This is a genomic window from Mycobacterium kansasii ATCC 12478 (assembly GCF_000157895.3).
Lineage (GTDB): Bacteria > Actinomycetota > Actinomycetes > Mycobacteriales > Mycobacteriaceae > Mycobacterium > Mycobacterium kansasii.
In genome coordinates this window covers 1392354-1418078 of the sequence record NC_022663.1, presented here as the reverse complement: position 1 = coordinate 1418078, position 25725 = coordinate 1392354, and the positions used below count along the sequence as shown (strand labels likewise).

The window sequence follows — 25725 nt, the reverse complement described above, 5'->3', positions numbered from 1 at the left end:
AAAACGGTACCGGGCGCACTTGGTTGGCCGACTGACAAGCCGATAGCGCTTCACTAGACTGACCCGGGTGGCGGAGCGATTCATGGTGACTGGTGGTAACCGGTTGTCAGGCGAAGTCGCCGTCGGAGGCGCGAAAAACAGCGTTCTCAAGCTTATGGCCGCGACACTGCTGGCCGAAGGCACCAGCACAATCACCAACTGCCCGGACATCCTCGATGTGCCGCTGATGGCGGAAGTGCTGCGTGGGCTGGGTGCCACCGTGGAGCTCGACGGCGATGTCGCGCGCATCACCTCACCAGACGAACCGAAGTACGACGCCGACTTCGCCGCGGTGCGCCAGTTTCGGGCCTCGGTCTGCGTGCTGGGACCCTTGGTCGGGCGATGCAAACGGGCCAAGGTCGCTCTCCCCGGCGGCGATGCGATCGGTTCGAGGCCGCTGGATATGCATCAGGCAGGTCTTCGGCAACTGGGTGCGCGGTGCAATATCGAGCACGGGTGCGTGGTGGCCCAGGCAGAAACCTTGCGCGGTGCGGAGATTCAGCTGGAGTTTCCCTCAGTGGGAGCTACCGAGAATATCTTGATGGCTGCCGTATTGGCCGAGGGTGTGACCACCATTCACAACGCGGCGCGGGAACCCGACGTGGTCGACCTGTGCACGATGTTGAATCAGATGGGCGCGCAGGTGGAAGGTGCCGGTTCGCCGACGATGACCATCACCGGCGTCCCGCGGCTGTACCCCACCGAGCATCGCGTGATCGGGGACCGCATCGTCGCTGCCACCTGGGGTATCGCCGCGGCGATGACACGTGGCGACATCACCGTGACGGGCATCGACCCGTCACACCTCCAACTGGTACTGCACAAATTGCACGACGCGGGCGCTACCGTCACCCAGACCGATGACAGCTTCCGCATCGTGCAGTACGAACGCCCGAAGGCCGTCAACGTTGCGACCTTGCCGTTCCCCGGTTTTCCGACCGACCTGCAGCCGATGGCGATCGCGTTGGCATCGATCGCCGACGGTACCTCCATGATCACCGAGAATGTGTTCGAGGCGAGGTTCCGGTTCGTCGAAGAGATGATCCGGCTGGGGGCTGACGCGCGCACTGACGGCCACCACGCGGTTGTGCGGGGCCTGCCACAGCTATCCAGTGCGCCCGTCTGGTGCTCGGACATCCGGGCGGGGGCTGGCTTGGTCCTGGCCGGGCTTGTCGCAGATGGTGACACCGAGGTTCACGACGTGTTCCACATCGACCGCGGCTATCCGTTGTTCGTCGAGAACCTGGTCAGTCTCGGCGCCGAGGTCGAGAGGGTATGCTCTTAGATACGCCCGGCAGCCCCGGTCATCTTCTCAAAGTTGGCCGGAACCGGGGCTTGACCAAGCCGCCAGAATCGTATTAAGCTGGCAGGGTTGCCCCGAAGCGGGTGAAGACAAGCAAGCGTGTTGTTTGAGAACTCAATAGTGTGTTTGGTGTAATTGTTTGTTGTTGTTTTTTTGGCTACGCCGTTCACTCCCCGTGTGGGGCGTAGTCGCATATTCAGATGCCAGTAATTGGCGTCTTGTCAGGTATCTCTGATTGTAAATTCGCCTCGTTATCGAGGGGTTTTTGTTTGGAGAGTTTGATCCTGGCTCAGGACGAACGCTGGCGGCGTGCTTAACACATGCAAGTCGAACGGAAAGGTCTCTTCGGAGACACTCGAGTGGCGAACGGGTGAGTAACACGTGGGCAATCTGCCCTGCACACCGGGATAAGCCTGGGAAACTGGGTCTAATACCGGATAGGACCACTTGGCGCATGCCTTGTGGTGGAAAGCTTTTGCGGTGTGGGATGGGCCCGCGGCCTATCAGCTTGTTGGTGGGGTGACGGCCTACCAAGGCGACGACGGGTAGCCGGCCTGAGAGGGTGTCCGGCCACACTGGGACTGAGATACGGCCCAGACTCCTACGGGAGGCAGCAGTGGGGAATATTGCACAATGGGCGCAAGCCTGATGCAGCGACGCCGCGTGGGGGATGACGGCCTTCGGGTTGTAAACCTCTTTCACCATCGACGAAGGTCCGGGTTCTCTCGGATTGACGGTAGGTGGAGAAGAAGCACCGGCCAACTACGTGCCAGCAGCCGCGGTAATACGTAGGGTGCGAGCGTTGTCCGGAATTACTGGGCGTAAAGAGCTCGTAGGTGGTTTGTCGCGTTGTTCGTGAAATCTCACGGCTTAACTGTGAGCGTGCGGGCGATACGGGCAGACTAGAGTACTGCAGGGGAGACTGGAATTCCTGGTGTAGCGGTGGAATGCGCAGATATCAGGAGGAACACCGGTGGCGAAGGCGGGTCTCTGGGCAGTAACTGACGCTGAGGAGCGAAAGCGTGGGGAGCGAACAGGATTAGATACCCTGGTAGTCCACGCCGTAAACGGTGGGTACTAGGTGTGGGTTTCCTTCCTTGGGATCCGTGCCGTAGCTAACGCATTAAGTACCCCGCCTGGGGAGTACGGCCGCAAGGCTAAAACTCAAAGGAATTGACGGGGGCCCGCACAAGCGGCGGAGCATGTGGATTAATTCGATGCAACGCGAAGAACCTTACCTGGGTTTGACATGCACAGGACGCGTCTAGAGATAGGCGTTCCCTTGTGGCCTGTGTGCAGGTGGTGCATGGCTGTCGTCAGCTCGTGTCGTGAGATGTTGGGTTAAGTCCCGCAACGAGCGCAACCCTTGTCTCATGTTGCCAGCGGGTAATGCCGGGGACTCGTGAGAGACTGCCGGGGTCAACTCGGAGGAAGGTGGGGATGACGTCAAGTCATCATGCCCCTTATGTCCAGGGCTTCACACATGCTACAATGGCCGGTACAAAGGGCTGCGATGCCGCGAGGTTAAGCGAATCCTTTTAAAGCCGGTCTCAGTTCGGATCGGGGTCTGCAACTCGACCCCGTGAAGTCGGAGTCGCTAGTAATCGCAGATCAGCAACGCTGCGGTGAATACGTTCCCGGGCCTTGTACACACCGCCCGTCACGTCATGAAAGTCGGTAACACCCGAAGCCAGTGGCCTAACCCTCGGGAGGGAGCTGTCGAAGGTGGGATCGGCGATTGGGACGAAGTCGTAACAAGGTAGCCGTACCGGAAGGTGCGGCTGGATCACCTCCTTTCTAAGGAGCACCACGAAAAGCATCCCAACAAGTGGGGTGCAAGCCGTGAGGGGTTCTCGTCTGTAGTGGACGAAAGCCGGGTGCACGACAACAAGCAAAGCCAGACACACTATTGGGTCCTGAGGCAACACTCGGGCTCTGTTCGAGAGTTGTCCCACCATCTTGGTGGTGGGGTGTGGTGTTTGAGAATTGGATAGTGGTTGCGAGCATCAAATGGATGCGTTGCCCTACGGGTAGCGTGTTCTTTTGTGCAATTTTATTCTTTGGTTTTTGTGTTTGTAAGTGTCTAAGGGCGCATGGTGGATGCCTTGGCATCGAGAGCCGATGAAGGACGTGGGAGGCTGCGATAAGCCTCGGGGAGCTGTCAACCGAGCGTGGATCCGAGGATTTCCGAATGGGGAAACCCAGCACGAGTGATGTCGTGTTACCCGCATCTGAATATATAGGGTGCGGGAGGGAACGCGGGGAAGTGAAACATCTCAGTACCCGTAGGAGAAGAAAACAAAAGTGATTCCGTAAGTAGTGGCGAGCGAACGCGGAACATGGCTAAACCGCACGCATGGGTAACCGGGTAGGGGTTGTGTGTGCGGGGTTGTGGGATCGATACGTCTCAGCTCTACCCGGCTGAGGGGCAGTCAGAAAGTGTCGTGGTTAACGGAAGTGGCCTGGGATGGTCTGCCGTAGACGGTGAGAGCCCGGTACGTGAAAACCCGGCACCTGCCTTGTATCAATTCCCGAGTAGCAGCGGGCCCGTGGAATCTGCTGTGAATCTGCCGGGACCACCCGGTAAGCCTAAATACTCCTCGATGACCGATAGCGGAATAGTACCGTGAGGGAATGGTGAAAAGTACCCCGGGAGGGGAGTGAAAGAGTACCTGAAACCGTGTGCCTACAATCCGTCAGAGCCCTTTCGTGGGGTGATGGCGTGCCTTTTGAAGAATGAGCCTGCGAGTCAGGGACATGTCGCGAGGTTAACCCGTGCGGGGTAGCCGCAGCGAAAGCGAGTCTGAATAGGGCGTATCGCGCGCGAGCGTGTGTAGTGGCGTGTTCTGGACCCGAAGCGGAGTGATCTACCCATGGCCAGGGTGAAGCGCGGGTAAGACCGCGTGGAGGCCCGAACCCACTTAGGTTGAAGACTGAGGGGATGAGCTGTGGGTAGGGGTGAAAGGCCAATCAAACTCCGTGATAGCTGGTTCTCCCCGAAATGCATTTAGGTGCAGCGTTGCGTGTTTCACCACGGAGGTAGAGCTACTGGATGGCCGATGGGCCCCACTAGGTTACTGACGTCAGCCAAACTCCGAATGCCGTGGTGTATAGCGTGGCAGTGAGACGGCGGGGGATAAGCTCCGTACGTCGAAAGGGAAACAGCCCAGATCGCCGGCTAAGGCCCCAAAGCGTGTGCTAAGTGGGAAAGGATGTGCAGTCGCAGAGACAACCAGGAGGTTGGCTTAGAAGCAGCCACCCTTGAAAGAGTGCGTAATAGCTCACTGGTCAAGTGATTGTGCGCCGATAATGTAGCGGGGCTCAAGCACACCGCCGAAGCCGCGACAACCGCAAGGTTGGGTAGGGGAGCGTCCCTCATTCAGCGAAGCTGCCGGGTGACCGGTGGTGGAGGATGGGGGAGTGAGAATGCAGGCATGAGTAGCGATAAGGCAAGTGAGAACCTTGCCCGCCGAAAGACCAAGGGTTCCTGGGCCAGGCCAGTCCGCCCAGGGTGAGTCGGGACCTAAGGCGAGGCCGACAGGCGTAGTCGATGGACAACGGGTTGATATTCCCGTACCCGTGTGTGGGCGCCCGTGATGAATCAGCGGTACTAACCACCCAAAACCGGATCGATCACTCCCCTTCGGGGGCGTGGAGGTCTGGGGCTGCGTGGAGCCTTCGCTGGTAGTAGTCAAGCGATGGGGTGACGCAGGAAGGCAGCCGTACCAGTCAGTGGTAATACTGGGGCAAGCCAGTAGGGAGAGCGATAGGCAAATCCGTCGCTCACAAATCCTGAGAGGTGACGCATAGCCGATTGAGGCGAATTCGGTGATCCTCTGCTGCCAAGAAAAGCCTCTAGCGAGCACACACACGGCCCGTACCCCAAACCGACACAGGTGGTCAGGTAGAGAATACCAAGGCGTACGAGATAACTATGGTTAAGGAACTCGGCAAAATGCCCCCGTAACTTCGGGAGAAGGGGGACCGGAATACCGTGAACACCCTTGCGGTGGGAGCGGGATTCGGTCGCAGAAACCAGTGAGAAGCGACTGTTTACTAAAAACACAGGTCCGTGCGAAGTCGCAAGACGATGTATACGGACTGACGCCTGCCCGGTGCTGGAAGGTTAAGAGGACCCGTTAACCCGCAAGGGTGAAGCGGAGAATTTAAGCCCCAGTAAACGGCGGTGGTAACTATAACCATCCTAAGGTAGCGAAATTCCTTGTCGGGTAAGTTCCGACCTGCACGAATGGCGTAACGACTTCTCAACTGTCTCAACCATAGACTCGGCGAAATTGCACTACGAGTAAAGATGCTCGTTACGCGCGGCAGGACGAAAAGACCCCGGGACCTTCACTACAACTTGGTATTGGTGTTCGGTACGGTTTGTGTAGGATAGGTGGGAGACTGTGAAACCTCAACGCCAGTTGGGGTGGAGTCGTTGTTGAAATACCACTCTGATCGTATTGGACACCTAACGTCGAACCCTGAATCGGGTTCACGGACAGTGCCTGGCGGGTAGTTTAACTGGGGCGGTTGCCTCCTAAAATGTAACGGAGGCGCCCAAAGGTTCCCTCAACCTGGACGGCAATCAGGTGGCGAGTGTAAGTGCACAAGGGAGCTTGACTGCGAGACCTACAAGTCAAGCAGGGACGAAAGTCGGGACTAGTGATCCGGCACCTCTGAGTGGAAGGGGTGTCGCTCAACGGATAAAAGGTACCCCGGGGATAACAGGCTGATCTTCCCCAAGAGTCCATATCGACGGGATGGTTTGGCACCTCGATGTCGGCTCGTCGCATCCTGGGGCTGGAGCAGGTCCCAAGGGTTGGGCTGTTCGCCCATTAAAGCGGCACGCGAGCTGGGTTTAGAACGTCGTGAGACAGTTCGGTCTCTATCCGCCGCGCGCGTCAGAAGCTTGAGGAAACCTGTCCCTAGTACGAGAGGACCGGGACGGACGAACCTCTAGTGCACCAGTTGTCCCACCAGGGGCACCGCTGGATAGCTACGTTCGGACAGGATAACCGCTGAAAGCATCTAAGCGGGAAACCTTCTCCAAGATCAGGCTTCTCACCCACTTGGTGGGATAAGGCCCCCCGCAGAACACGGGTTCGATAGGCCAGACCTGGAAGCTCAGTAATGAGTGAAGGGAACTGGCACTAACCGGCCGAAAACTTACCAACACAAATAATCGCAACCACTTTCCACGCTCACGGTGTCAGCCGTGAGTCCACACCCCCCACCAATACAAATTTACATAGAGTTACGGCGGCCACAGCGACAGGGAAACGCCCGGTCCCATCCCGAACCCGGAAGCTAAGCCTGTCAGCGCCGATGATACTGCCCTTCTCGGGTGGAAAAGTAGGACACCGCCGAACATACAAAAACACCCCCGTTTATCGGGGGTGTTTTTGCATTGACAGGGCTCATTTCAGTCGAACAAAGTCAAATTGACCGATACGCGGTTCTTCTCCAATTCGAGCAGTGCTTGCTTTCGGTCAAGCCCGCCCCCGTACCCGGTGAGCTTTCCGCTGGCCCCAATGACCCGATGGCACGGGACGATGATGGCGATGGGATTTCGCCCGTTGGCCAAGCCGACGGCACGCGCCGCGCCCGGGACACCGATCTGTTCGGCGATTTCTCCATAGGATCGAGTTTCCCCGTAGGGAATCGTCAGCAAGGCTTTCCATACCCGCTGCTGGAATTCTGTGCCACGCAGGTCCAGGTCGACATCGAAATCGCGGAGGCCCCCGGCGAAATAGGCGTCAAGCTGTTCGACTGCGGCTGGAAAGGCACATTGATTCGGTGACCAACCGGATCGGTTCGGCTCATGGGTTTGATCGTCCATCCGCAGGTTGGTCAATACGGCCCCGCGCCCAGCTAGAGTCAACGGTCCGATCGGGCTGTCGATGGTGCGGTAATGAATCATGCGACTTCCTTCGGCGGCTTTTGTGGCCAATGGTTCACCGGGTGCTCGAGCGTGGTCCACAAATGTTGTGTGGCATATGACCGCCAGGGTCGCCACCGGGCGCTTCGCTCGGAAAGTGCGCGTCGTTGTTCGGGCAGGCCCAGTTGTCTGGCGGCCAACCGGACACCGAGATCACCGGCAGGAAATGCGTCGGGGTCACCCAGGCCGCGCATCGCAACGACCTCGGCCGTCCAAGGGCCCACCCCCGGCAGGGCCAGCAACTGGCTGCGCGCCTCCGTCCAGTCGCAACCGGCGTCCAGGCTGATCCTCCCGTCAGCAAGGCCACTGACGAGCGCGCTGAGCGTGCGCCGACGCGCCCCGGGGACGGCCAGATGGGCGGGGTCGATCTGCGACAGCTGCTCCACCGACGGGAAGGTGTGGGTAAGGCCGCCCGCGGCATCGTGCACTGGCTGCCCGTAAGCGGCGACAAGTCGGCCCGCGTGGGTCCGCGCGGCTTTGGTCGAAACCTGTTGAGCCAGCACCGCCCGTATCGCGAGTTCAGCCTCATCGACGGTACGCGGAATCCGCTGTCCGGGTGCGTTGGCGACCACTGGAGCCAACGCCGGATCCCCGCTGAGTGCCTCGACCACCGCGTCGGGATCGGCATCAAGGTCCAGCAGCCGACGGCACCGTGCGGTGGCGGCCGCGAGATCGCGGAAGTCGTCGAGTACCAGCAGACAGCGAACATGATCGAGCGCCGGTGTCAGCGTGACCAGGCCGCTGCCCGAGGAAAGTCGCAGTGTGCGTCGGTACGCGCCATTGCGGACCTCCTCGCAACCGGGGACCGCGCCGGCGGCCAGATGGCCGAAGACGCCCTCATAGGCGAATGGCGTACGGGCAGGCAGCCGCAGGGATATCGCTGCCGGGCCAGCGTGGTGCACGGCGGCCCCGGATTCGGCGGATCCCGACCGGCTTGCAGCGCGCTTGCGCAACGCCGTCGGCGTGCTGTCGCAAACCAGGCGCACGGTGTCGTTGAATTGCCGGATGCTGGAAAACCCGGCCGCAAAAGCCACCTCCCCGAACGGCAGATCGGTGGTCTCAATCAGCACCCGGGCCGTTTGCATTCGTTGGGCGCGGGCCAGTGCCAGTGGGCCGGCGCCCACCTCCGCACGCAGCAGCCGTTGCAGCTGACGCGGGGTGTAACCGAGACGGGCGGATAGCCCGGTGACGCCTTCGCGGTCCACCGTGCCGTCGGCGATCAGCCGCATGGCCCGGGCCACCACATCACCGCGGATGTTCCATTCCGGAGAACCGGGAGACGCGTCAGGACGGCAACGTTTGCATGCCCGGAAGCCCTCCTGTTGGGCCGCCGCAGCCGTGGGCAGGAACCGCACGTTGCGCGCGAACGGCGGCCGTACCGGGCAACTGGGCCGACAGTAGATCCGGGTCGTCAAGACCGCGATCACGAACCAGCCGTCGAACCGGGCGTCTTTGGCCTGGACCGCACGGTAGCAGCGTTCGAAATCTTCGTGCACAGTTCGACAATTACACCTGATCACCGACATGGCTGGCGGGAAAGCGACATCGTAGTAGGCACCGTCGCGCCCGGGCGGGTGGCCGGAGGTCACCTACGCGGTGTGGCCGGTTCGATCGGCGATGCCAGTCGAGTCGGCTGCTTGTGCCCACGAAGCTTCACGTGTCTTCCCAAAGTCCAATGGGCACGCTCACTTTCGCTCGCTGCCTCGACGGTCTGCGCCGAAGCCAGTAACTTGCCGGGGCGTGATTTCGCGCGTTCGCACAGTCGGGCCGCTTCGTTCACCGGCTCGCCGATCACGGTGTATTCGAACCGCTCCTTGGAGCCCACATTGCCGGCAACGACCTGTCCGGACGCCACCCCGATGCCTGCCTGGCACTCCCGCATTTCCTCGGCCAGCCGCTGAGCCAGGGTCCGCGCACAGGCCAACGCCTGGTCTTCGGGTTGGTCCAGATGGTTGGGGGCACCGAAGATGGCCAGCGAGGCGTCGCCCTCGAACTTGTTGACCAGCCCGTAATGGCGATCGACCTCTTCGACCACGATCGCGAAGAAGCGGTTGAGCAACTGCACGACCTCGGCCGGGGGTTGGCTGGTCACCAACTTGGTCGAGCCGACGATGTCAAGGAACACCACGGCGACGTGGCGTTCCTCCCCGCCCAGTTTCGGCCGCTCCCGCTCGGCGGCAAGCGCGACCTCACGTCCGACATGGCGGCCGAACAGGTCACGCACCCGCTCGCGCTCCCGCAGGCCGTGGACCATCGCGTTGAAACCACGCTGCAGCTCACCGAGCTCGGTTCCGTCGAACACCACCAGGTCGCCGCGGAGATCCCCTCGTTCCACGCGCTGCAGTGCCGCTCGGACCACGCGTACCGGTGTCGCCGTGAGCCAGGCCAAGATCCACATCAGGACAAACCCGAAGACCAATGTTGCCATCGACACGATAAGCACGCCGACCGCGAACTGGGTTGCCGTGAGATTCCGCATCCCGATCTGGAAGATCGCGATCAGGGCAATGCCGACGATGGGAACACCCGATCCCAGCAGCCACACCATCATGGTTCGCCCCATGATTCCCGATGCCAGTCGCCGGGGCGGCGGTCCCGCCTCGAGCGCCTGGGCCGCTACCGGACGTAACGCGAACTCGGTGAGCAGGTAGCTCCCGGTGGCGACCAGGAGTCCGCAAAAGCTCACCGCGAAGAGGAAGCGGGGGATGAACATGGTGTTGGCCATGCCGTAGAGCGTCGTCAGCAGCGCCGCGCCGACTCCCCAGAGGATCAAGTCGACGATGGCGACCCGCCAGGGTGTCAGGAAGGTGTTGCGCTCGTCGTCGTGGGTTGGCGGGCGTTCCTCGATTGCCCAGCGCAGCGCGATCACAGTTCGTCGCGTGATCCAATACGCTCCGAGCGCCAACGCCACCACGATGTAGGCCGGTACAACGGCGAACGACACCCACAACGGCGCATCGGAAAAGACACTCGGCTCGGGAATCGCGACCGTTACCAACAGGATGGAGACCGCTATCCCGATCACGTTTGCCGCCACCACCATCACCGTCAAGATGACCTGGATGCGTATCCGCCGGCGCCGTTGGTCCTCCGATACCCTGCCGAGCAGCCAGGAGCCGTAGGCGGGGGTCTCTGATAGCCGGCCGCTCTGACGGGTCACCGTCTCAAGTACCCGGCCCAAACGTTGCGCCATACTTTCCTCGGCCACCATTGTGGCGTCAGTCTAATCTCGCATCATTCGCGTGGCTGACGTGCTGCCCCGAGTGGTTCGGGTCGGTCTGGTTGCGGGCAACGAGTAAACCCTGGTGATGGCCTCGTGGTGCGATTCGAAAATAGCTGCAGTCATTGGCCTTTCGGTTCTCGGCAATGCATGTGGTGATCGGGCGCGGCGTCGATCTCGAAGCTCCGAATTCGGCAGTTGCCCGCTAGCAGTGTTGGTTGGCGACTGGGTTGCTCCGGTCGGTGGCTTGCTACCCGGCTTGTACCGGCGATGCCAGCCGGGTTTGCTGGTCGTGCCCGCGAAGTGTCACGACCTCGCCCAGGGACCACAGGGCACTCTCGTGTTCGGTTGCGCCCCGCACGGTGTCGGCGGTCGCCAACAGTTGACCCGGATGTGATTTGGCCAGTTCGCAAAGCCGGGCCGCTTGGTTGACCGGCTCGCCGATCACGGTGTATTCGAACCGTTCGTTGGCGCCGACATTGCCGGCGACCACTTGTCCCGATGCCACGCCGATGCCCGCCGGGCACTCGGGAACTTCGTTGGCCAGTCGTTCGGCGATGGCGCGTGCGGCGGCCAGGGCCTGGTCTTCGGGTCGGTCAAGGTGGTTGGGGGCGCCGAAGATGGCAAGCGACGCGTCGCCCTGGAACTTATTCACCAAGCCGCGATGACGGTCGATCTCGTCGATGACGACTGCGAAAAACCGGTTCAGCAACTGCACGACGTCGGCCGGGGGTTGGCTGGTCACCAACTTGGTCGAGCCGACGATATCGATGAACACCACGGCGACGTGACGCTCTTCACCGCCAAGTTTCGGCGGCTGGCGTTCGGCGGCGAGGGCGACCTCACGGCCGACGTGCCGGCCGAAGAGATCACGCACCCGTTCACGCTCACGCAGGCCGTGGACCATCGCGTTGAATCCACGCTGCAGCTCACCGAGTTCGGTGGCGTCGAACACCACCAGATCGCCAGCCAAGTCGCCCTGCTCGACGCGCTTGAGCGCCGCGCGTACCACGCCCACGGGCGTTGCTGTCATCCAGGCAAGCATCCACATCAGGACGAACCCGAAAACCATAACGGGCGTCCACAAGATCAGCACTGAAACGATGTACTGGTCATTCTCGAGCTCCCAAAACGTATTTTCGAATAGCGCGGTGAGGGCGATACCGATATTGGGTAGGCCCGAACAGAGCAGCCATACCACCATGGTGCGGCTCATGATGCCTGGCACGAGGGATCGCGACGTTGGTCCTACTTCGAGCGCCCGGGCGGCCACCGGGCGCAGCGCAAATTCGGATAACAAATAGCTGCTGGTGGCCACGAGGACGCCGACCACGCTCATCGAAAACAGGAACCGCGGGATAAATACTGGGTTGGCCATGCCGTAGAGGGTGGTCCACAAGGCCATCCCGAATCCCCATACGAAAAGAACCGCCAGCGACACGCGCGCTGGGATGCGGAACGTGTCGCGTGCCTCGTCTGGGGTTGGTGTGCGTTCCTCGATTGCCCATCGCAATGCGCGAGTTGTTTGCCGGGTAAGCCAAAGTGCGCCCAGCACCACAGCGAGCACGTTATAGGCGGGTACGAGCCCGAAGGACAGCCAACGCGGCGCGTCGAAGATCACGCTCGGTTTCGGGAAGGCAACCGTCAGCAGCAGAGCCGCGATGGTGATCCCGACCAATTGCGCGGCCAGAATGGTGACACTCATCATCACCTGGATGCGTATCCGCTGACGTTGCTGGCTTTCCGATGCACGTCCGAGCAGCCAAGACCCGTAAGCAGGGGTTTCTGACGGCCAGCGGAACCAGCGGGCCACTTTATCAAGCACCCGATCCAAGCGCTGCGCCACGGCCTTCTGGGACGACATCGTGGCAACAGCCTAAGTTGTCGGACCGGCTCTGACTGATTTTCCGCGGAAGTGTGTCGGTAATGGCTGTCGATAGCCGAAAGATCCTGTCCCGCAGCGCAGCATCGAATTGTCTGAGTTTCGCTGCGCATCTGCGGAAGAGGCATTTTCCGGCAGAGCAACCCGAAAACGCCCGCTGCGAGACCGCGACGTTGCACTGATCCATCACCATCCAGGACGGCCCCATCCAAGCCGCCGACACCGGCCGGACAAGTCGCATCTTCGAAAACAGCATCCACACAGGCCAATCCGTGACCCGATGCAAGGCCGAGGCTAAGGTGAGTCGGGTGCGTCTCGTCATTGCCCAATGCACGGTCGACTACGTCGGCCGGCTTACTGCGCATCTGCCGTCCGCGCGCCGGTTGCTGTTGTTCAAGGCCGACGGGTCGGTCAGCGTGCACGCCGACGACCGCGCCTACAAACCCTTGAACTGGATGAGTCCCCCCTGCTGGCTGACCGAGGAATCGGGCCCGCAATCACCGGTGTGGGTGGTCACCAACAAGTCCGGCGAACAGTTGCGCATCACCGTCGAAGAGATCGAACACGACTCGAGTCACGAGTTGGGTGTCGACCCCGGACTGGTGAAGGACGGCGTCGAGGCCCATTTGCAGGCATTGCTCGCCGAGCACGTTCAACTCCTGGGTGAGGGCTACACGCTGATCCGTCGCGAGTACATGACCGCGATCGGGCCGGTCGATCTGCTGTGCCGCGACGAACGTGGCGGCTGCGTGGCAGTGGAGATCAAGCGGCGCGGCGAGATCGACGGGGTGGAGCAGCTCACCCGATATCTCGAGTTGCTCAATCGCGACAGCGTTCTCGCGCCGGTCAAGGGTGTGTTCGCCGCTCAACAGATCAAGCCGCAGGCCCGCACCTTGGCTACTGACCGCGGCATCCGTTGCCTCACACTGGATTACGACAAGATGCGCGGTATGGACAATGACGAGTACCGGCTGTTCTGACAATGGCTCGCCGTCGTAGTCGTCCGATTCGGCAGCAGCCGGTCGCGCCGTCGCCGATCCCGCGCCGGGTCGAGACCGGGCCGGATGGCTACGACTACGAAGTCCGTGCGATCGCGGCTGCGCGTGCCCTCAAAACCTACCGGTGTCCCGGGTGCGATCACGAAATCCGTTCGGGAACTGCGCATGTAGTGGTATGGCCCGCTGAAAAACCGGAAGCTGTCGAAGACCGCCGGCACTGGCACACCCCATGTTGGGCTAACCGTTCGACTCGTGGACCGACCCGTAAGTGGTCTTAGCTCCGGCGCTCAGCGAGCAGGCTCGACCAGTTCGATCAGCACGCCGCCGGCGTCCTTGGGATGGATGAAGTTGATTCGGGAATTCGCCGTGCCACGCCGGGGAGCCTCGTACACCAAACGGACGCCCTGCGAGCGCAGTCGGCGGCTGAGGGCGTCAAGATCGGCGACCCGGCACGCGAACTGCTGGATGCCCGGTCCGCGCTTTTGCAGAAACTTTGCGATCGCCGACGATTCATCCATCGGGGCCATCAATTGAATCTGGGCTGTGGAGCCCGGCACCGCAAGCATGGCTTCGCGGATTCCCTGGTCGTCATTAAGCTCCTCGTGCACCAGGATCATGCCGAGGTGTTCGTGGTACCACTCGATCGCCGCGTCCAGATCGGCGACGGCGATGCCGACGTGATCCAGCCCGGTCACCAAGGAGGTGGCCACAACCTGACGGGCGTCAACTTGATCGGTGGTCATAACACAACGGTAACCTCATGGGAAAGAATCTGCTTCTCCGGGTTGGCTGGATCGGCCGTTCCCACGCTCTTAGGAGGTAGTCATGACGACGTCGGTGATCGTTGCTGGAGCCCGGACGCCCATCGGTAAGTTGATGGGTTCGCTGAAGGATTTCAGCGCCAGTGACCTGGGCGCCATCGCCATCAGGGCTGCCCTGGAAAAAGCGTTCCCAGGTGTGGAAAATCCGGCATCTCTAGTCGAGTACGTGATCATGGGCCAGGTGCTCACCGCGGGTGCGGGACAGATGCCCGCACGGCAGGCGGCGGTTGCGGCGGGCATCGGCTGGGATGTGCCGGCGCTGACCATCAACAAGATGTGTCTGTCCGGCATCGACGCCATCGCGCTTGCTGACCAGCTGATTCGTGCTGGAGAATTCGACGTGGTGGTTGCCGGGGGTCAGGAGTCGATGACGAAGGCCCCGCATCTGCTGATGGACAGCCGGGCCGGCTACAAGTACGGCGACGTCACGGTTCTCGACCACATGGCCTACGACGGTCTGCACGACGTTTTCACCGATCAGCCCATGGGCGCGCTCACCGAGCAACGCAACGACGTCGACAAGTTCACCCGCGCTGAGCAGGACGAGTACGCGGCGCAGTCACACCAGAAAGCGGCCGCTGCATGGAAGGACGGGGTGTTCGCCGACGAAGTGGTGCCGGTGAGTATTCCGCAGCGCAAAGGCGATCCACTGCAGTTCAGCGAAGACGAAGGGATCCGGGCCAATACGACCGCCGATTCGTTGGGCGGTCTCAAGCCGGCGTTTCGCAAGGACGGCACCATCACCGCGGGCTCGGCCTCGCAGATCTCGGACGGCGCCTGCGCGGTCGTGGTGATGGGCAAAGAAAAGGCCCAGGAGCTGGGAGTTTCGTGGCTGGCCGAGATCGGCGCGCATGGAGTCGTGGCCGGCCCGGATTCGACGTTGCAGTCGCAACCGGCCAACGCGATCAAAAAGGCGCTCCAGCGTGAGGGCATCTCGGTCGACCAGCTCGACGTCATCGAGATCAACGAGGCGTTCGCCGCGGTCGCGCTGGCTTCGACGAGAGAGCTGGGGGTTGATCCCGAGATCGTCAATGTCAACGGTGGCGCGATTGCCGTCGGTCATCCCATCGGGATGTCGGGCGCGCGCATCACGCTGCACGTGGCACTCGAACTGGCCCGTCGCGGCTCCGGTTACGGCGTTGCGGCCCTGTGTGGTGCGGGTGGCCAGGGTGACGCGCTGATCTTGCGGGCCGGCTAGCGCCGACAGGCGCGGCGACGTTGCTGGGATCCGTTCGTCGGGTGCCGATGTGATTTTCGTCATATATCGTGGCCGCGACCGCTCAGGCCACTCTTCGGTGATGATTTCCGCCGTCGGATGACGGTCGCCGCCACCGGCTGTACGGTGTGCGACCCCGGCGTGACAGACTTGATGACGTGACACGTCCCCGACCTCCGATCGGGCCTGCCATGGCCGGTGCGGTCGACCTTTCCGGTCTCAAACAACGAGCTCAACAAAACGCTGCAACAGCCGGGGCTGCCGGCCGGACACCTTCGGCTCAGCCCGGTGCGGTCGAGATCACCGAAACCAATTTCGAAGACGAGGTGATCGCCCGCTCCGATGAGGTGCCCGTCGTGGTGCTGCTGTGGTCACCGCGCAGCGACGTGTGCGTTGATCTGCTCGATACGTTGTCTGGCCTGGCCGCAGCCGATCAGGGCACCTGGCAGCTGGCGACGGTCAACGTCGACGTTGCGCCCAGAGTGGCTCAGATATTCGGCGTACAGGCGGTCCCGACCGTGGTGGCACTGGCTGCGGCGCAACCGATCTCGAGCTTCCAAGGACCTCAGCCCGCCGATCAGCTACGACGCTGGCTCGACTCGCTGTTATCGGCGACAGCCGGAAAGCTCAGGGGCCCAACGGGTTCGGGAGAGTTTACCGAGGTCGATCCGGCGGTGGCGCAGGCCCGCGCGGAACTCGAGGCCGGTGACTTCGAGGCGGCCAAGAAATCTTATCAAGCGATTCTGGACGCCGAGCCGGGCAATGTCGAAGCGAAGGCGGCGATCCGGCAGATCGACTTCCTCACCCGCGCAACCGCACAGCGGCCGGATGCGGTCCTGGTCGCCGACGCCGCGCCCGATGACATCGAGGCTGCCTTCGCGGCTGCCGACGTGCAAATCCTCAACCAGGATGTCACCGGGGCGTTCGATCGTCTGGTTGCCTTGGTGCGCAGCACTGCTGGCGATGAGCGCACGAGGGTGCGCACTCGGCTGATCGAGCTGTTCGAGCTGTTCGACCCTGCCGACCCCGAAGTCATCGCCGGTCGGCGCAATCTTGCCAACGCCCTGTACTGAGCGGTACTGAGTGGTGGGCCGAGCAGATTGGCGACTGCTCGCGCTAGGCCGGCTCCAGCCATAACGCCGACGTCGGCGGCAGCACCAGCACCGCCGATGCGGGGCGGCCATGCCACGGGTCGTCGGTGGCGTCGACGCCCCCGAGGTTGCCCACTCCGGTCCCGTTGTAGTCGGTCGCGTCTGTGTTGAGGACCTCGCGCCAGCGGCCCGCCGCCGGGAGGCCGAGCCGGTAGCCGCCGTGCTCGGTGCCCGCGAAGTTGAACACGCAGGCCATCACGGAGCCGTCGTTGCCGTAGCGCAGGAAGCTCAAGACGTTGTTGGCCGAATCGTTGGCGTCGATCCAGGAATAGCCCGCCGGAACGGTGTCCTGGCTCCACAGTGCCGGGTGGTTGCGGTAGATGTCGTTGATGTCGCGCACCAGACGCAGGATTCCGTTCGAGAAGCCTTGTTCGTCGAGCTGGAACCAGTCCAGACCGTTTTGCTCGGACCATTCGGCACGCTGGCCGAATTCCTGGCCCATGAACAGCAGTTGTTTGCCCGGGTGCGCCCACTGGTAGGCGAGCAGACTGCGAAGCCCGGCGGCCTTCATGTGGTTGTTACCCGGCATCCGGCCCCACAGCGTCCCCTTGCCGTGCACCACCTCGTCATGGCTGAGTGGCAGCACGTAGTTCTCGCTGAACGCATACAGCATCGAGAACGTCATCTCATGGTGATGAAAGCTGCGATAGACCGGGTCGCGACGAATGTAGTCGAGCGTGTCGTGCATCCAGCCCATGTTCCATTTCATCGAAAAGCCAAGGCCGCCAAGGCTCGTCGGTCTCGTCACCCCCGGCCACGACGTCGACTCCTCGGCGATGGTGACAATGCCCGGCGCTACCCGGTGCGCGGTGGCGTTCATCTCCTGCAGGAACTGCACCGCCTCCAGGTTCTCCCGCCCGCCGTAGATGTTGGGGGTCCAGCCGCCCTCGGGACGCGAGTAATCCAGGTAGAGCATCGATGCCACCGCGTCCACCCGCAGGCCGTCGACGTGAAACTCCTGCAGCCAGTACAACGCGTTGGCTACCAGAAAGTTTCGTACCTCCGGACGGCCGAAGTCGAAAACGTAAGTGCCCCAGTCTAGTTGCTCGCCACGTTTGGGGTCGGAATGCTCATAGAGGGCAGTGCCGTCGAAGCGTCCGAGCGCCCAGGCGTCCTTTGGGAAGTGGGCCGGCACCCAGTCCACGATGACCCCGATGCCGGCTTGGTGAAGGGCGTCGACCAGCGCCCGGAAATCGTCGGGGGTGCCGAAACGTGAAGTCGGCGCGTAGTACGACGTGACCTGGTATCCCCAGGATCCGGCGAAGGGGTGCTCGGCCACGGGCAGTAGCTCCACATGGGTGAACCCATGTTCCACCACGTAATCGGTCAGTTCACGGGCGAGCTGGCGGTAGCTCAGCCCGGGACGCCAGGAACCCAGGTGGACTTCGTAGGTGCTCATCGGCTCGAACACCGGATTGCGCTGGGCACGCCCAGTCATCCAGTCGGCGTCGCCCCAGGTGTAGTTACTCACCGTCACGCGCGATGCCGTCTGGGGCGGCACCTCGGCGCCGAAAGCGAACGGGTCGGCCCGATCGGTCACGACGCCGTCGGCGCCGTGCACCCGGAACTTGTAGAGGCCGTCGGCCGGGAAACCTGGCCAGAACAACTCCCACACTCCCGAGGAACCCAGCACGCGCATGGGCGCGTCGTTTCCGGTCCAGCCGTTGAAATCACCGATCAGGCTGACGCCCTTGGCATTGGGTGCCCACACCGCAAACGACACACCCTCCACGTCACCGTCGGCCGTGGTGAACGAGCGGGGATGAGCGCCAAGGACTTCCCAGAGTCGCTCGTGGCGGCCCTCGGCGAACAGATGGAGGTCGACCTCACCCAGGGTGGGCAGAAAGCGGTAAGCGTCGGCGACCGTATAGGGGTCTGCGCCCTCGTAGCTGACCTGCAACCGGTAGTCGATCAAGTTGACGAAGGGCAGCGCCACCGCGAACAGCCCGGCGTCGATGTGCTGCATCGGCAATTGGTCGTCACCGACGAGCGCGACGACGCTGGCCGCGTGCGGACGAAATGCCCGGATGACCGTGTGGTCGCCGTATTCGTGGGCGCCCAGGATGCTGTGCGGGTTGTGGTGGGCGCCGGCCACCAGGCGCGCCAGCTCGGCGGGGTCGGGCGCCAAGTGTGTTCCGGGCAGTTGATCGGTTCGGCTATTGGATCGGCTCACGTCGCTCACCTCCTGCGCAGCAGTGTGACTCGGGATTCCTCCGGAATGAGTGGCATGTTGATGACGTGGGCGACTGCTTGCGCCGGGTCGATGCGAACATAATTTGCTTGCCCCCAATTGAATTCCTGGCCGGTTATCTCGTCGCGGACCCAAAACCGCTCATAGGGCTCCATACCCAGCGCGGCCATGTCCAGCCACAGGGTTGCTTCCTCGGGCCCGAGGGCGTTGAGCGTGACCACCACCAGGACACAGTCTCCGGTCGCCGGGTCGAACTTGCTGTAGGCCAGCATCGCCTCGTTGTCGACATGGTGGAAACGAATGGTGCGTAGCTGCTGCAGCGCGGGATGCAGTCGCCGAATTGCGTTGAGCTGCGTGATGAACGGCTCCAGTGACCTGCCTTCGGCAAGCGCGCCTGCGAAGTCACGGGGACGCAGCTCGTATTTTTCCGAGTCCAGGTATTCCTCGCTGCCTTCCCGCACCGCCCGGTGCTCGAACAGCTCGTAACCGGAGTACACGCCCCAGGCCGGACCCATGGTGGCCGCCAGGACCGCGCGGATGGCAAACATGCCGGGGCCGTTGTGTTGCAGGACGGCGTGCAGGATGTCAGGGGTGTTGACGAAGAGGTTGGGTCGGCGAAAATCGGCGAATTCGGCGATCTCATTACCGAATTCGGTGAGCTCCCACTTGGACGTGCGCCAGGTGAAGTAACTGTAGGACTGCGTGAAGCCCAGTTTGGCCAGCCCGTACTGGCGGGCCGGCGGAGTGAATGCCTCGGACAAGAACAACACGTCGGGGTGGATGGTCTTTACCTGACCGATCAGCCAAGACCAGAAGTCGGGTGGCTTGGTGTGCGGGTTGTCGACTCGAAAGAACTTGACGCCGTGGTCGATCCAATGTCGTACCACGCGCAGCACTTCGTCGTAGAGTCCCGCGGGATCGTTGTCGAAGTTGAGTGGATAGATGTCCTGATACTTCTTCGGCGGGTTCTCCGCGTAGGCGATGGTGCCGTCCGGCAGCTGGGTGAACCAGTTGCGGTGTTCACGTGCCCACGGATGGTCCGGCGCGCATTGCAGGGCGAGGTCCAGGGCCACCTCCATGCCCAGGTCGCGCGCCGCGGCAACGAAGTCGTCGAAATCGTCGATGGTGCCCAGGCCCGGGTGGATGGCGTCGTGGCCGCCCTCGTCGCTGCCGATCGCCCACGGAGATCCCACGTCACCGGGCGCGGCGGTGGGGTTGTTGTTGCGGCCCTTACGGTGCACCTTGCCGATCGGATGAATCGGCGGCAGGTACACCACGTCGAATCCCATCCGCGCGATGCGCGGCAGTTCGGCCGCCGCGGTGGCAAACGTGCCGTGTACCGGTTTGCCGTCGTCGTCCCAACCTCCGGTGGAACGCGGGAACATCTCGTACCACGCCCCGAAGCGGGCCACCGGGCGGTCGACCCAGATGCCGAACTGTTCGCCGCGGGTAACCAGATCCCGTAGCGGATAAGTCTTGAGCAGGTCCTCGATTTCCGGGGACAGGGCCAGTGCGGAGCGGGTCACCGGGTCACCGGGATTCCGCAACGCCGCGGCTGCCTCCATCAGTGGCCAGCGTTGCGCGCGCGGCACCCCGGTGGCGGCGCGCTCGAGTAGCGCGGCGCCGATCAGCAAATCGTTGGACAATTCTTTTTCGCCTTGGCCGGCGTCGAGTTTGGCGACCAGGCCATGACGCCAGGTGTGTACCGGGTCACCCCAACCGTCGACCCGGAAGGTCCACAATCCGGCGCTGTCGGGGGTGAACTGGCCGTGGAAGACATAGGGCTCCTGGCCCATCGTCATCGGGAACAACAGCGGTTTGACGCGCTGTTGCTCGGCCGGCCTGGCCGTCGCCTCGGACTCCAGCGCCCGCACCGCCGAGACCCTGCGCACGTCACTGACCAGCGGATAACGCGGGCCGAGGTAGCGCACGACCAGGGTCGCGGCCACTGCTTCGTGTCCCTCGCGCCATACTGAGGCGCTGACCGGCACCACCTCGCCCACCACTGCCTTGGCGGGGTAGGCGCCACATGAGACGACGGGCTGGACGTCATCGATCTCGACACGACCGGGCACCAATCACTCCGTTCTGTTCGTGGCTCGCCCACGCAGGCGGGGAACCCGAGTTCGGCCCATGCCGCCCGTTCCCGGGCTCGTCACCCCGGGGACGAGCAACAGCGGTGTCGCCGGGGTGTCCATCGTGTGTCGTTGTCTGCTCGTCTTAGCGCCCCATACCCACCCTAGTGTCCGGCCACACCGGCGGGGCCCAACCTGTCGCCGAGTGCCCTGCGCCGGGCGGAATCCTCAGTAAGGTAAAGACGCGTGAAAGCCCTCCGCCGGTTTACCGTCCGTGCTCATTTGCCCGACCGTCTTGCCGCGCTGGACCAGTTGTCGACCAACCTGCGGTGGTCCTGGGAAAAGGCCACGCAGGACCTGTTCGCCAGCATCGACCCGGCATTGTGGGCAAGCTGCGGCAACGACCCGGTGGCGGTGCTGGGTGCGGTCAAACCGGCACGCCTGGACGAGTTGGCCCTCGACGAGGAATTCCTGCGCCGCCTCGACGAGCAGGCGGCCGACCTCAACGACTACCTGAGCCGTCCACTGTGGTATCAGCAACAAGAGCAGGGGTATCAACAACAAGAGCAGGGGTATCAGCAACAAGAGCAGGCGGGCACCGCGGCTGCGTCCGGGCTGACGCTGCCCGCCAGCATCGCGTATTTCTCGATGGAATTCGGCATTGCCGAGGTGCTGCCCAATTACTCCGGCGGCCTTGGGATCCTGGCGGGAGATCACCTCAAGGCCGCATCGGATCTGGGATTGCCGCTGATCGCGGTCGGTCTCTACTACCGGTCGGGATACTTTCGGCAGTCCCTGACCGCTGACGGCTGGCAGCAGGAGACCTATCCGTCGTTGGATCCGCACGGGTTGCCGTTGCGCCTGCTCACCCATTCCAGTGGTGATCCGGTGCTGGTCGAGCTGGCGCTGCCGGATTCCGCGCAACTGCGGGCGCGGATCTGGGTCGCACAGGTGGGCCGGGTTCCGCTGCTGCTGTTGGATTCCGACATCCCGGAAAACGAGCACGAGCTGCGCAGCGTGACCGACCGCCTTTACGGGGGTGACCAGGAACACCGGATCAAGCAGGAGATCTTGGCCGGCATCGGTGGGATACGGGCAATCCGCGCGTTCACCGCCATCCAGGGGTTGCCGTCCCCCGAGGTTTACCACATGAACGAGGGTCACGCCGGGTTCCTGGGAGCCGAACGCATCCGGGAACTCATCACAGATTCGGGATTGGACTTCGATACCGCGCTGACGGTGGTGCGGTCCAGCACGGTGTTCACCACGCACACTCCGGTGCCAGCCGGTATCGACCGGTTCCCGGTGGACATGGTGCAGCGTTACTTCGGCGATGACGAGGCGAGGCTGCTGCCGGGGGTGCCGACCGATCGGATCCTCGCGCTGGGCGCCGAGGACGATCCCACCAAGTTCAACATGGCCCACATGGGTCTGCGGCTGGCGCAGCGTGCTAACGGTGTCTCGCTGCTGCACGGCAGGGTCAGCCGGGCCATGTTCAACGAGCTGTGGCCCGGATTCGACCCAGACGAAGTACCGATCGGGTCGATCACCAACGGGGTGCACGCCCGCAGCTGGGCCGCGCCGCAATGGCTGCAACTGGGCCGCGAATTGGCCGGTTCGGACTCCTTCGCCGAGCCGGCCGTCTGGCTGCGGTTGCAGCAGGTGGATGCCGGCCATCTGTGGTGGATCCGGTCTCAGCTGCGCTCGTTGCTGGTTGCGGACGTTCGGGCGCGGTTGCGTCAGTCATGGCTGGAACGCGGTGCCTCTGAAGCTGAATTGGGTTGGATTGCAACGGCTTTCGATCCGGATGTGTTGACCATCGGGTTCGCCCGCCGGGTTCCGACATACAAGCGGCTGACCCTGATGCTGCGTGATCCGGATCGACTCGAGAAGCTGCTGCTCGACCCGGAACGGCCGATACAGCTGATCGTTGCGGGCAAGTCCCATCCGGCCGACGACGGGGGAAAGGCGCTCATCCAGCAGGTGGTGCGCTTCGCCGACCGGCCGCAGGTGCGCCACCGCATCGCCTTCCTGCCCAACTACGACATGTCCATGGCCCGGTTGTTGTACTGGGGTTGCGACGTGTGGCTGAACAACCCGTTGCGGCCGTTGGAGGCGTGTGGAACCTCAGGGATGAAGAGTGCGCTCAACGGGGGGCTGAACCTGTCCATCCGCGACGGGTGGTGGGACGAATGGTACGACGGCGAAAACGGCTGGGAGATAGCGTCTGCCGACGGCGTGGCCGATCCGGAACGACGCGATGACCTCGAGTCCAGTGGGCTGTACAACCTGCTGGAACAGGCGGTGGCACCGAAGTTCTACGAGCGCGACGAACGCGGCGTTCCCCCGCGATGGATGGAGATGGTGCGCCACACCCTGCAGACGCTGGGGCCCAAAGTGCTGGCTTCCCGCATGGTGCGCGACTACGTCGAGCACTACTACGCGCCGGCGGCGCATTCGTGGCGCAAGACCATCGGTGTCGCCGACGACGGCACCGAGTTCGGCGGGGCCCGCGAGCTGGCCGCCTACCGGCGGCGGGCCGCAGCAGCGTGGCCGCAAATCGAGATCACCGACGTGGACAGCGCCGGGCTGCCCGACACTCCGCTGCTGGGCTCCAAGCTGACCTTGACCGCAATCGTGCAGCTGGCCGGACTGCAACCCGACGAGGTGACCGTGCAAGCGGTGCTGGGCAGGGTCGACACCGGCGACGTGCTGCTGGACCCGACCACCGTCGATATGGCGCATACCGGCACTGACGGCGTCAGCCACATCTTCTCGACGACTACGCCGCTGCCGCTGGCGGGGTCCGTCGGGTACACCGTGCGCGTGCTGCCGCGCCATCCGATGCTCGCCGACGGCAACGAGCTCGGGCTGGTCACCTTGGCCGGGGGCTGATCAGCCGGCGGCCGACAGTCGTTGCAGTGCCGCGCGGACCTGCGTGGCGCTGGTGGTCTGCCAGAACGGGGGCAGCGAGGCTCGCAGGTAGTCCCCGTAGCGTGCGGTCACCATGCGCGAGTCCAGCACCGCCACCACACCACGGTCCGTGACCCGGCGCAACAGCCGGCCCGCGCCCTGCGCCAGCAGCAGCGCCGCATGGTTGGCGGCGACCGTCATGAAACCGTTGCCGCCGCGAGCCGCCACCGCGCGCTGGCGCGCGCTCAGCAGTGGGTCGTCCGGGCGCGGAAACGGGATGCGGTCGATCAGGACCAACGACAGCGAGGGTCCGGGAACGTCGACGCCCTGCCATAACGACAGCGTGCCGAACAGCGAGGTGGCAGGGTCGGCGCTGAACTGTTCGACCAGCGCGGAGGTGGTGTCGTCGCCCTGGCACAACACCGGTGTGGAAAGCCGGTCGCGCATGGCTTCGGCTGCTGCTCGCGCCGCGCGCATCGAGGAGAACAGGCCAAGGGTGCGCCCGCCGGCCGCGGTGATGAGTTCGGCGATTTCGGTCAGCTGCTCGGCCGATCCGGTGCCGTCCCGCCCGGGCGACGGAAGATGGGCCGCCACGTAGAGAATTCCCGACTTCGCGTGCTGGAACGGCGATCCCACGTCCAGCCCGCGCCAGCCGGTATCCGAAGGCGGGTCTGACGTCAGGCCCCAGGCCGCCGCCATCGCGTCGAAGGTGCCGCCGATCGTCAGCGTCGCAGAGGTCAGCACCGCCGTCGAGCGGTCGAACACCTGGCGGGCGAGCAGGTCGGCGACCGACAGCGGGGCCACCCGCAGCACGCTGCGCGGCGAACCGCGGTTCTCCTCGTGGTCGAGCCAGACGACGTCGGTGCGCTCGGGAATGGCGGGGGTGAAGGACGTCAGGATTCGCGATGCGGTATCGCAGATGTCGGTCAGGGCCGCCGCGGCTTCGGCCCTGGCGGATGCCGCTTTCGCGTCGCTGCTGCTGTCGATCGCCGATCGGGCTGCGCCGGCTGCGTCGCGTAGCGCCGTCAGGTATGTCGCCAACTCGTCGTCGAGGTAATCGATGCGTCCGGGTGACGCGTCGTGGATCGCCGAGGACAACGTCGCCGATGCCGCTTCCAACCGCTCGAGCACTTCGGGGCCGACCAACCGCGCGATCCGCCGCGCCGCCACACCGAGTGTCGCCGACGTCAGCTCAGCGGTTGCCACCGAGGTCACCCGGTCGGCCAACTCATGCGCCTCGTCGACCACCAGCAGCCGGTGCTCCGGCAGCACCGAGGATTCGGCAACGGCGTCCACGGCCAGCAGCGCATGATTGGTGACGACGATGTCGGCCGCGCCCGCCCTGGCGCGGGCCCGTTCGGAGAAGCACTGGGAGCCAAACGGGCATCGGGCCACGCCGATGCATTCCCGTGCGGAGACGCTGACCTGCGACCACGACCGGTCAGCCACGCCGGGCTTGAGGTCGTCGCGGTCCCCGGAGTCGGTCGTAGCCGCCCATTCGGTGAGGCGTTGCACGTCGCGGCCCAGGGCGGTGACGGCCATGGGGTTGAAGAGCTCCTCCTGCGGCTCCCCGGCCGGGTCACTGGTTGCGCTGCCGTTATGAACCTTGTTGAGACACAGGTAGTTTCCCCGCCCCTTCAGCAACGCGAACTGCGGCCGGCGGGGCAGTGCGGTGGCGAGCGCATCGGCTAAGCGGGGTAGGTCGCGATCGACGAGTTGCCGCTGCAGGGCGATCGTTGCGGTAGACACCACGACGGGCCCGTCGTCGCCGACCGCACGGACAATCGCCGGAACCAGGTACGCCAGCGACTTCCCGGTGCCGGTGCCGGCCTGGACGACGAGGTGCTGGCCGGTCGTGAAAGCCTGCTCGACGGCGTTGGCCATTTCCAGCTGGCCGCGGCGTTCGCTGCCACCCAGCGCGGCCACGGCGACGGCCAGCAGCTCTTGAACGGACAACCCAGGCGTGGCGTGC

General features: G+C 63.5%; 14 protein-coding genes and 3 rRNA genes. 9 read left to right on the top strand and 8 right to left on the bottom strand.

Annotated elements, in window-relative coordinates:
* Positions 1-67 precede the first annotated feature (67 nt).
* From murA to rrf, 4 genes are all read left to right on the top strand, one after another.
* Entirely contained in the window at positions 68-1324 is a 1257-nt protein-coding gene (gene murA / locus MKAN_RS06040; RefSeq protein WP_023366221.1) for a UDP-N-acetylglucosamine 1-carboxyvinyltransferase, read from the top strand.
* A 284-nt stretch (positions 1325-1608) separates the two neighbouring features.
* Positions 1609-3139 (top strand): 16S ribosomal RNA (locus tag MKAN_RS06035).
* 276 nt (positions 3140-3415) lie between these two features.
* Positions 3416-6522: ribosomal RNA gene (locus MKAN_RS06030) — 23S ribosomal RNA — on the top strand.
* Positions 6523-6603: 81 nt separating this feature from the next.
* Positions 6604-6717: ribosomal RNA gene (rrf, locus tag MKAN_RS06025) — 5S ribosomal RNA — on the top strand.
* The 16S, 23S and 5S rRNA genes sit together here, the layout of an rRNA operon.
* A gap of 53 nt (positions 6718-6770) precedes the next feature.
* Here rrf and MKAN_RS06020 read toward each other — a convergent pair.
* From MKAN_RS06020 to MKAN_RS06005, 4 genes are all read right to left on the bottom strand, one after another.
* Positions 6771-7268 (bottom strand): methylated-DNA--[protein]-cysteine S-methyltransferase, encoded by a 498-nt coding sequence (locus MKAN_RS06020; RefSeq protein ID WP_023366219.1) that lies wholly within the window; start codon positions 7266-7268, stop codon positions 6771-6773.
* Positions 7265-8782: a DNA-3-methyladenine glycosylase 2 family protein gene (locus tag MKAN_RS06015; protein WP_036392864.1), complete on the bottom strand. Its 1518-nt coding sequence runs from the start codon at positions 8780-8782 to the stop codon at positions 7265-7267. The genes MKAN_RS06020 and MKAN_RS06015 overlap by 4 nt, the downstream gene beginning before the upstream one ends.
* A gap of 89 nt (positions 8783-8871) precedes the next feature.
* A complete protein-coding gene (locus MKAN_RS06010; protein WP_023366215.1) occupies positions 8872-10497 on the bottom strand; it encodes an adenylate/guanylate cyclase domain-containing protein in 1626 nt (541 codons plus the stop codon).
* A 259-nt stretch (positions 10498-10756) separates the two neighbouring features.
* The gene (locus tag MKAN_RS06005) at positions 10757-12370 is read right to left on the bottom strand and encodes an adenylate/guanylate cyclase domain-containing protein (RefSeq protein ID WP_023366213.1); all 1614 of its coding nucleotides are present in this window, start codon (positions 12368-12370) and stop codon (positions 10757-10759) included.
* A gap of 326 nt (positions 12371-12696) precedes the next feature.
* Between MKAN_RS06005 and nucS the strand changes: the two genes are divergently transcribed.
* Together nucS and MKAN_RS29340 are read left to right on the top strand one after the other, a co-directional pair.
* Positions 12697-13368, top strand: coding sequence for an endonuclease NucS (gene nucS / locus MKAN_RS06000; RefSeq protein WP_036392865.1), 672 nt, complete (start codon positions 12697-12699; stop codon positions 13366-13368).
* 2 nt (positions 13369-13370) lie between these two features.
* On the top strand, positions 13371-13664 hold the full coding sequence (locus MKAN_RS29340; protein WP_080674020.1) for a hypothetical protein: 294 nt from the start codon (positions 13371-13373) through the stop codon (positions 13662-13664).
* 9 nt (positions 13665-13673) lie between these two features.
* Here MKAN_RS29340 and mce read toward each other — a convergent pair whose 3' ends face one another.
* A complete protein-coding gene (gene mce / locus MKAN_RS05995; RefSeq protein ID WP_023366209.1) occupies positions 13674-14129 on the bottom strand; it encodes a methylmalonyl-CoA epimerase in 456 nt (151 codons plus the stop codon).
* Positions 14130-14211: 82 nt separating this feature from the next.
* Here mce and MKAN_RS05990 point away from each other — a divergent pair, with 82 nt between their 5' ends.
* Both MKAN_RS05990 and MKAN_RS05985 read left to right on the top strand, forming a co-directional pair.
* On the top strand, positions 14212-15405 hold the full coding sequence (locus MKAN_RS05990; RefSeq protein WP_023366207.1) for an acetyl-CoA C-acetyltransferase: 1194 nt from the start codon (positions 14212-14214) through the stop codon (positions 15403-15405).
* Positions 15406-15581: 176 nt separating this feature from the next.
* Positions 15582-16496 (top strand): thioredoxin family protein, encoded by a 915-nt coding sequence (locus MKAN_RS05985; protein ID WP_023366206.1) that lies wholly within the window; start codon positions 15582-15584, stop codon positions 16494-16496.
* Positions 16497-16539: 43 nt separating this feature from the next.
* Here MKAN_RS05985 and glgB read toward each other — a convergent pair whose 3' ends face one another.
* Entirely contained in the window at positions 16540-18747 is a 2208-nt protein-coding gene (glgB, locus tag MKAN_RS05980; protein ID WP_036392867.1) for a 1,4-alpha-glucan branching protein GlgB, read from the bottom strand.
* Between the two features lie 5 nt (positions 18748-18752).
* Complete coding sequence (locus MKAN_RS05975) at positions 18753-20840, bottom strand: alpha-1,4-glucan--maltose-1-phosphate maltosyltransferase (protein WP_023366202.1); 2088 nt, start codon at positions 20838-20840, stop codon at positions 18753-18755.
* A gap of 246 nt (positions 20841-21086) precedes the next feature.
* On the opposite strand from MKAN_RS05975, the gene glgP reads away from it, so the two are divergent.
* Positions 21087-23735: an alpha-glucan family phosphorylase gene (glgP, locus tag MKAN_RS05970; protein WP_023366200.1), complete on the top strand. Its 2649-nt coding sequence runs from the start codon at positions 21087-21089 to the stop codon at positions 23733-23735.
* Here glgP and MKAN_RS05965 read toward each other — a convergent pair whose 3' ends face one another.
* The gene (locus MKAN_RS05965; RefSeq protein WP_023366198.1) at positions 23736-25709 is read right to left on the bottom strand and encodes an ATP-dependent DNA helicase; all 1974 of its coding nucleotides are present in this window, start codon (positions 25707-25709) and stop codon (positions 23736-23738) included. It lies immediately after the preceding gene.
* Positions 25710-25725: the final 16 nt, after the last annotated feature.

Excerpts from the sequence above, each read along its gene's own strand:
- MKAN_RS05990 (WP_023366207.1), top strand. The coding sequence starts at position 14,212 with ATGACGACGTCGGTGATCGTTGCTGGAGCCCGGACGCCCATCGGTAAG.
- mce (WP_023366209.1), bottom strand. The coding sequence starts at position 14,129 with ATGACCACCGATCAAGTTGACGCCCGTCAGGTTGTGGCCACCTCCTTG.
- MKAN_RS06005 (WP_023366213.1), bottom strand. The coding sequence starts at position 12,370 with ATGTCGTCCCAGAAGGCCGTGGCGCAGCGCTTGGATCGGGTGCTTGAT.
- MKAN_RS06010 (WP_023366215.1), bottom strand. The coding sequence starts at position 10,497 with ATGGTGGCCGAGGAAAGTATGGCGCAACGTTTGGGCCGGGTACTTGAG.
- MKAN_RS06020 (WP_023366219.1), bottom strand. The coding sequence starts at position 7,268 with ATGATTCATTACCGCACCATCGACAGCCCGATCGGACCGTTGACTCTA.
- MKAN_RS29340 (WP_080674020.1), top strand. The coding sequence starts at position 13,371 with ATGGCTCGCCGTCGTAGTCGTCCGATTCGGCAGCAGCCGGTCGCGCCG.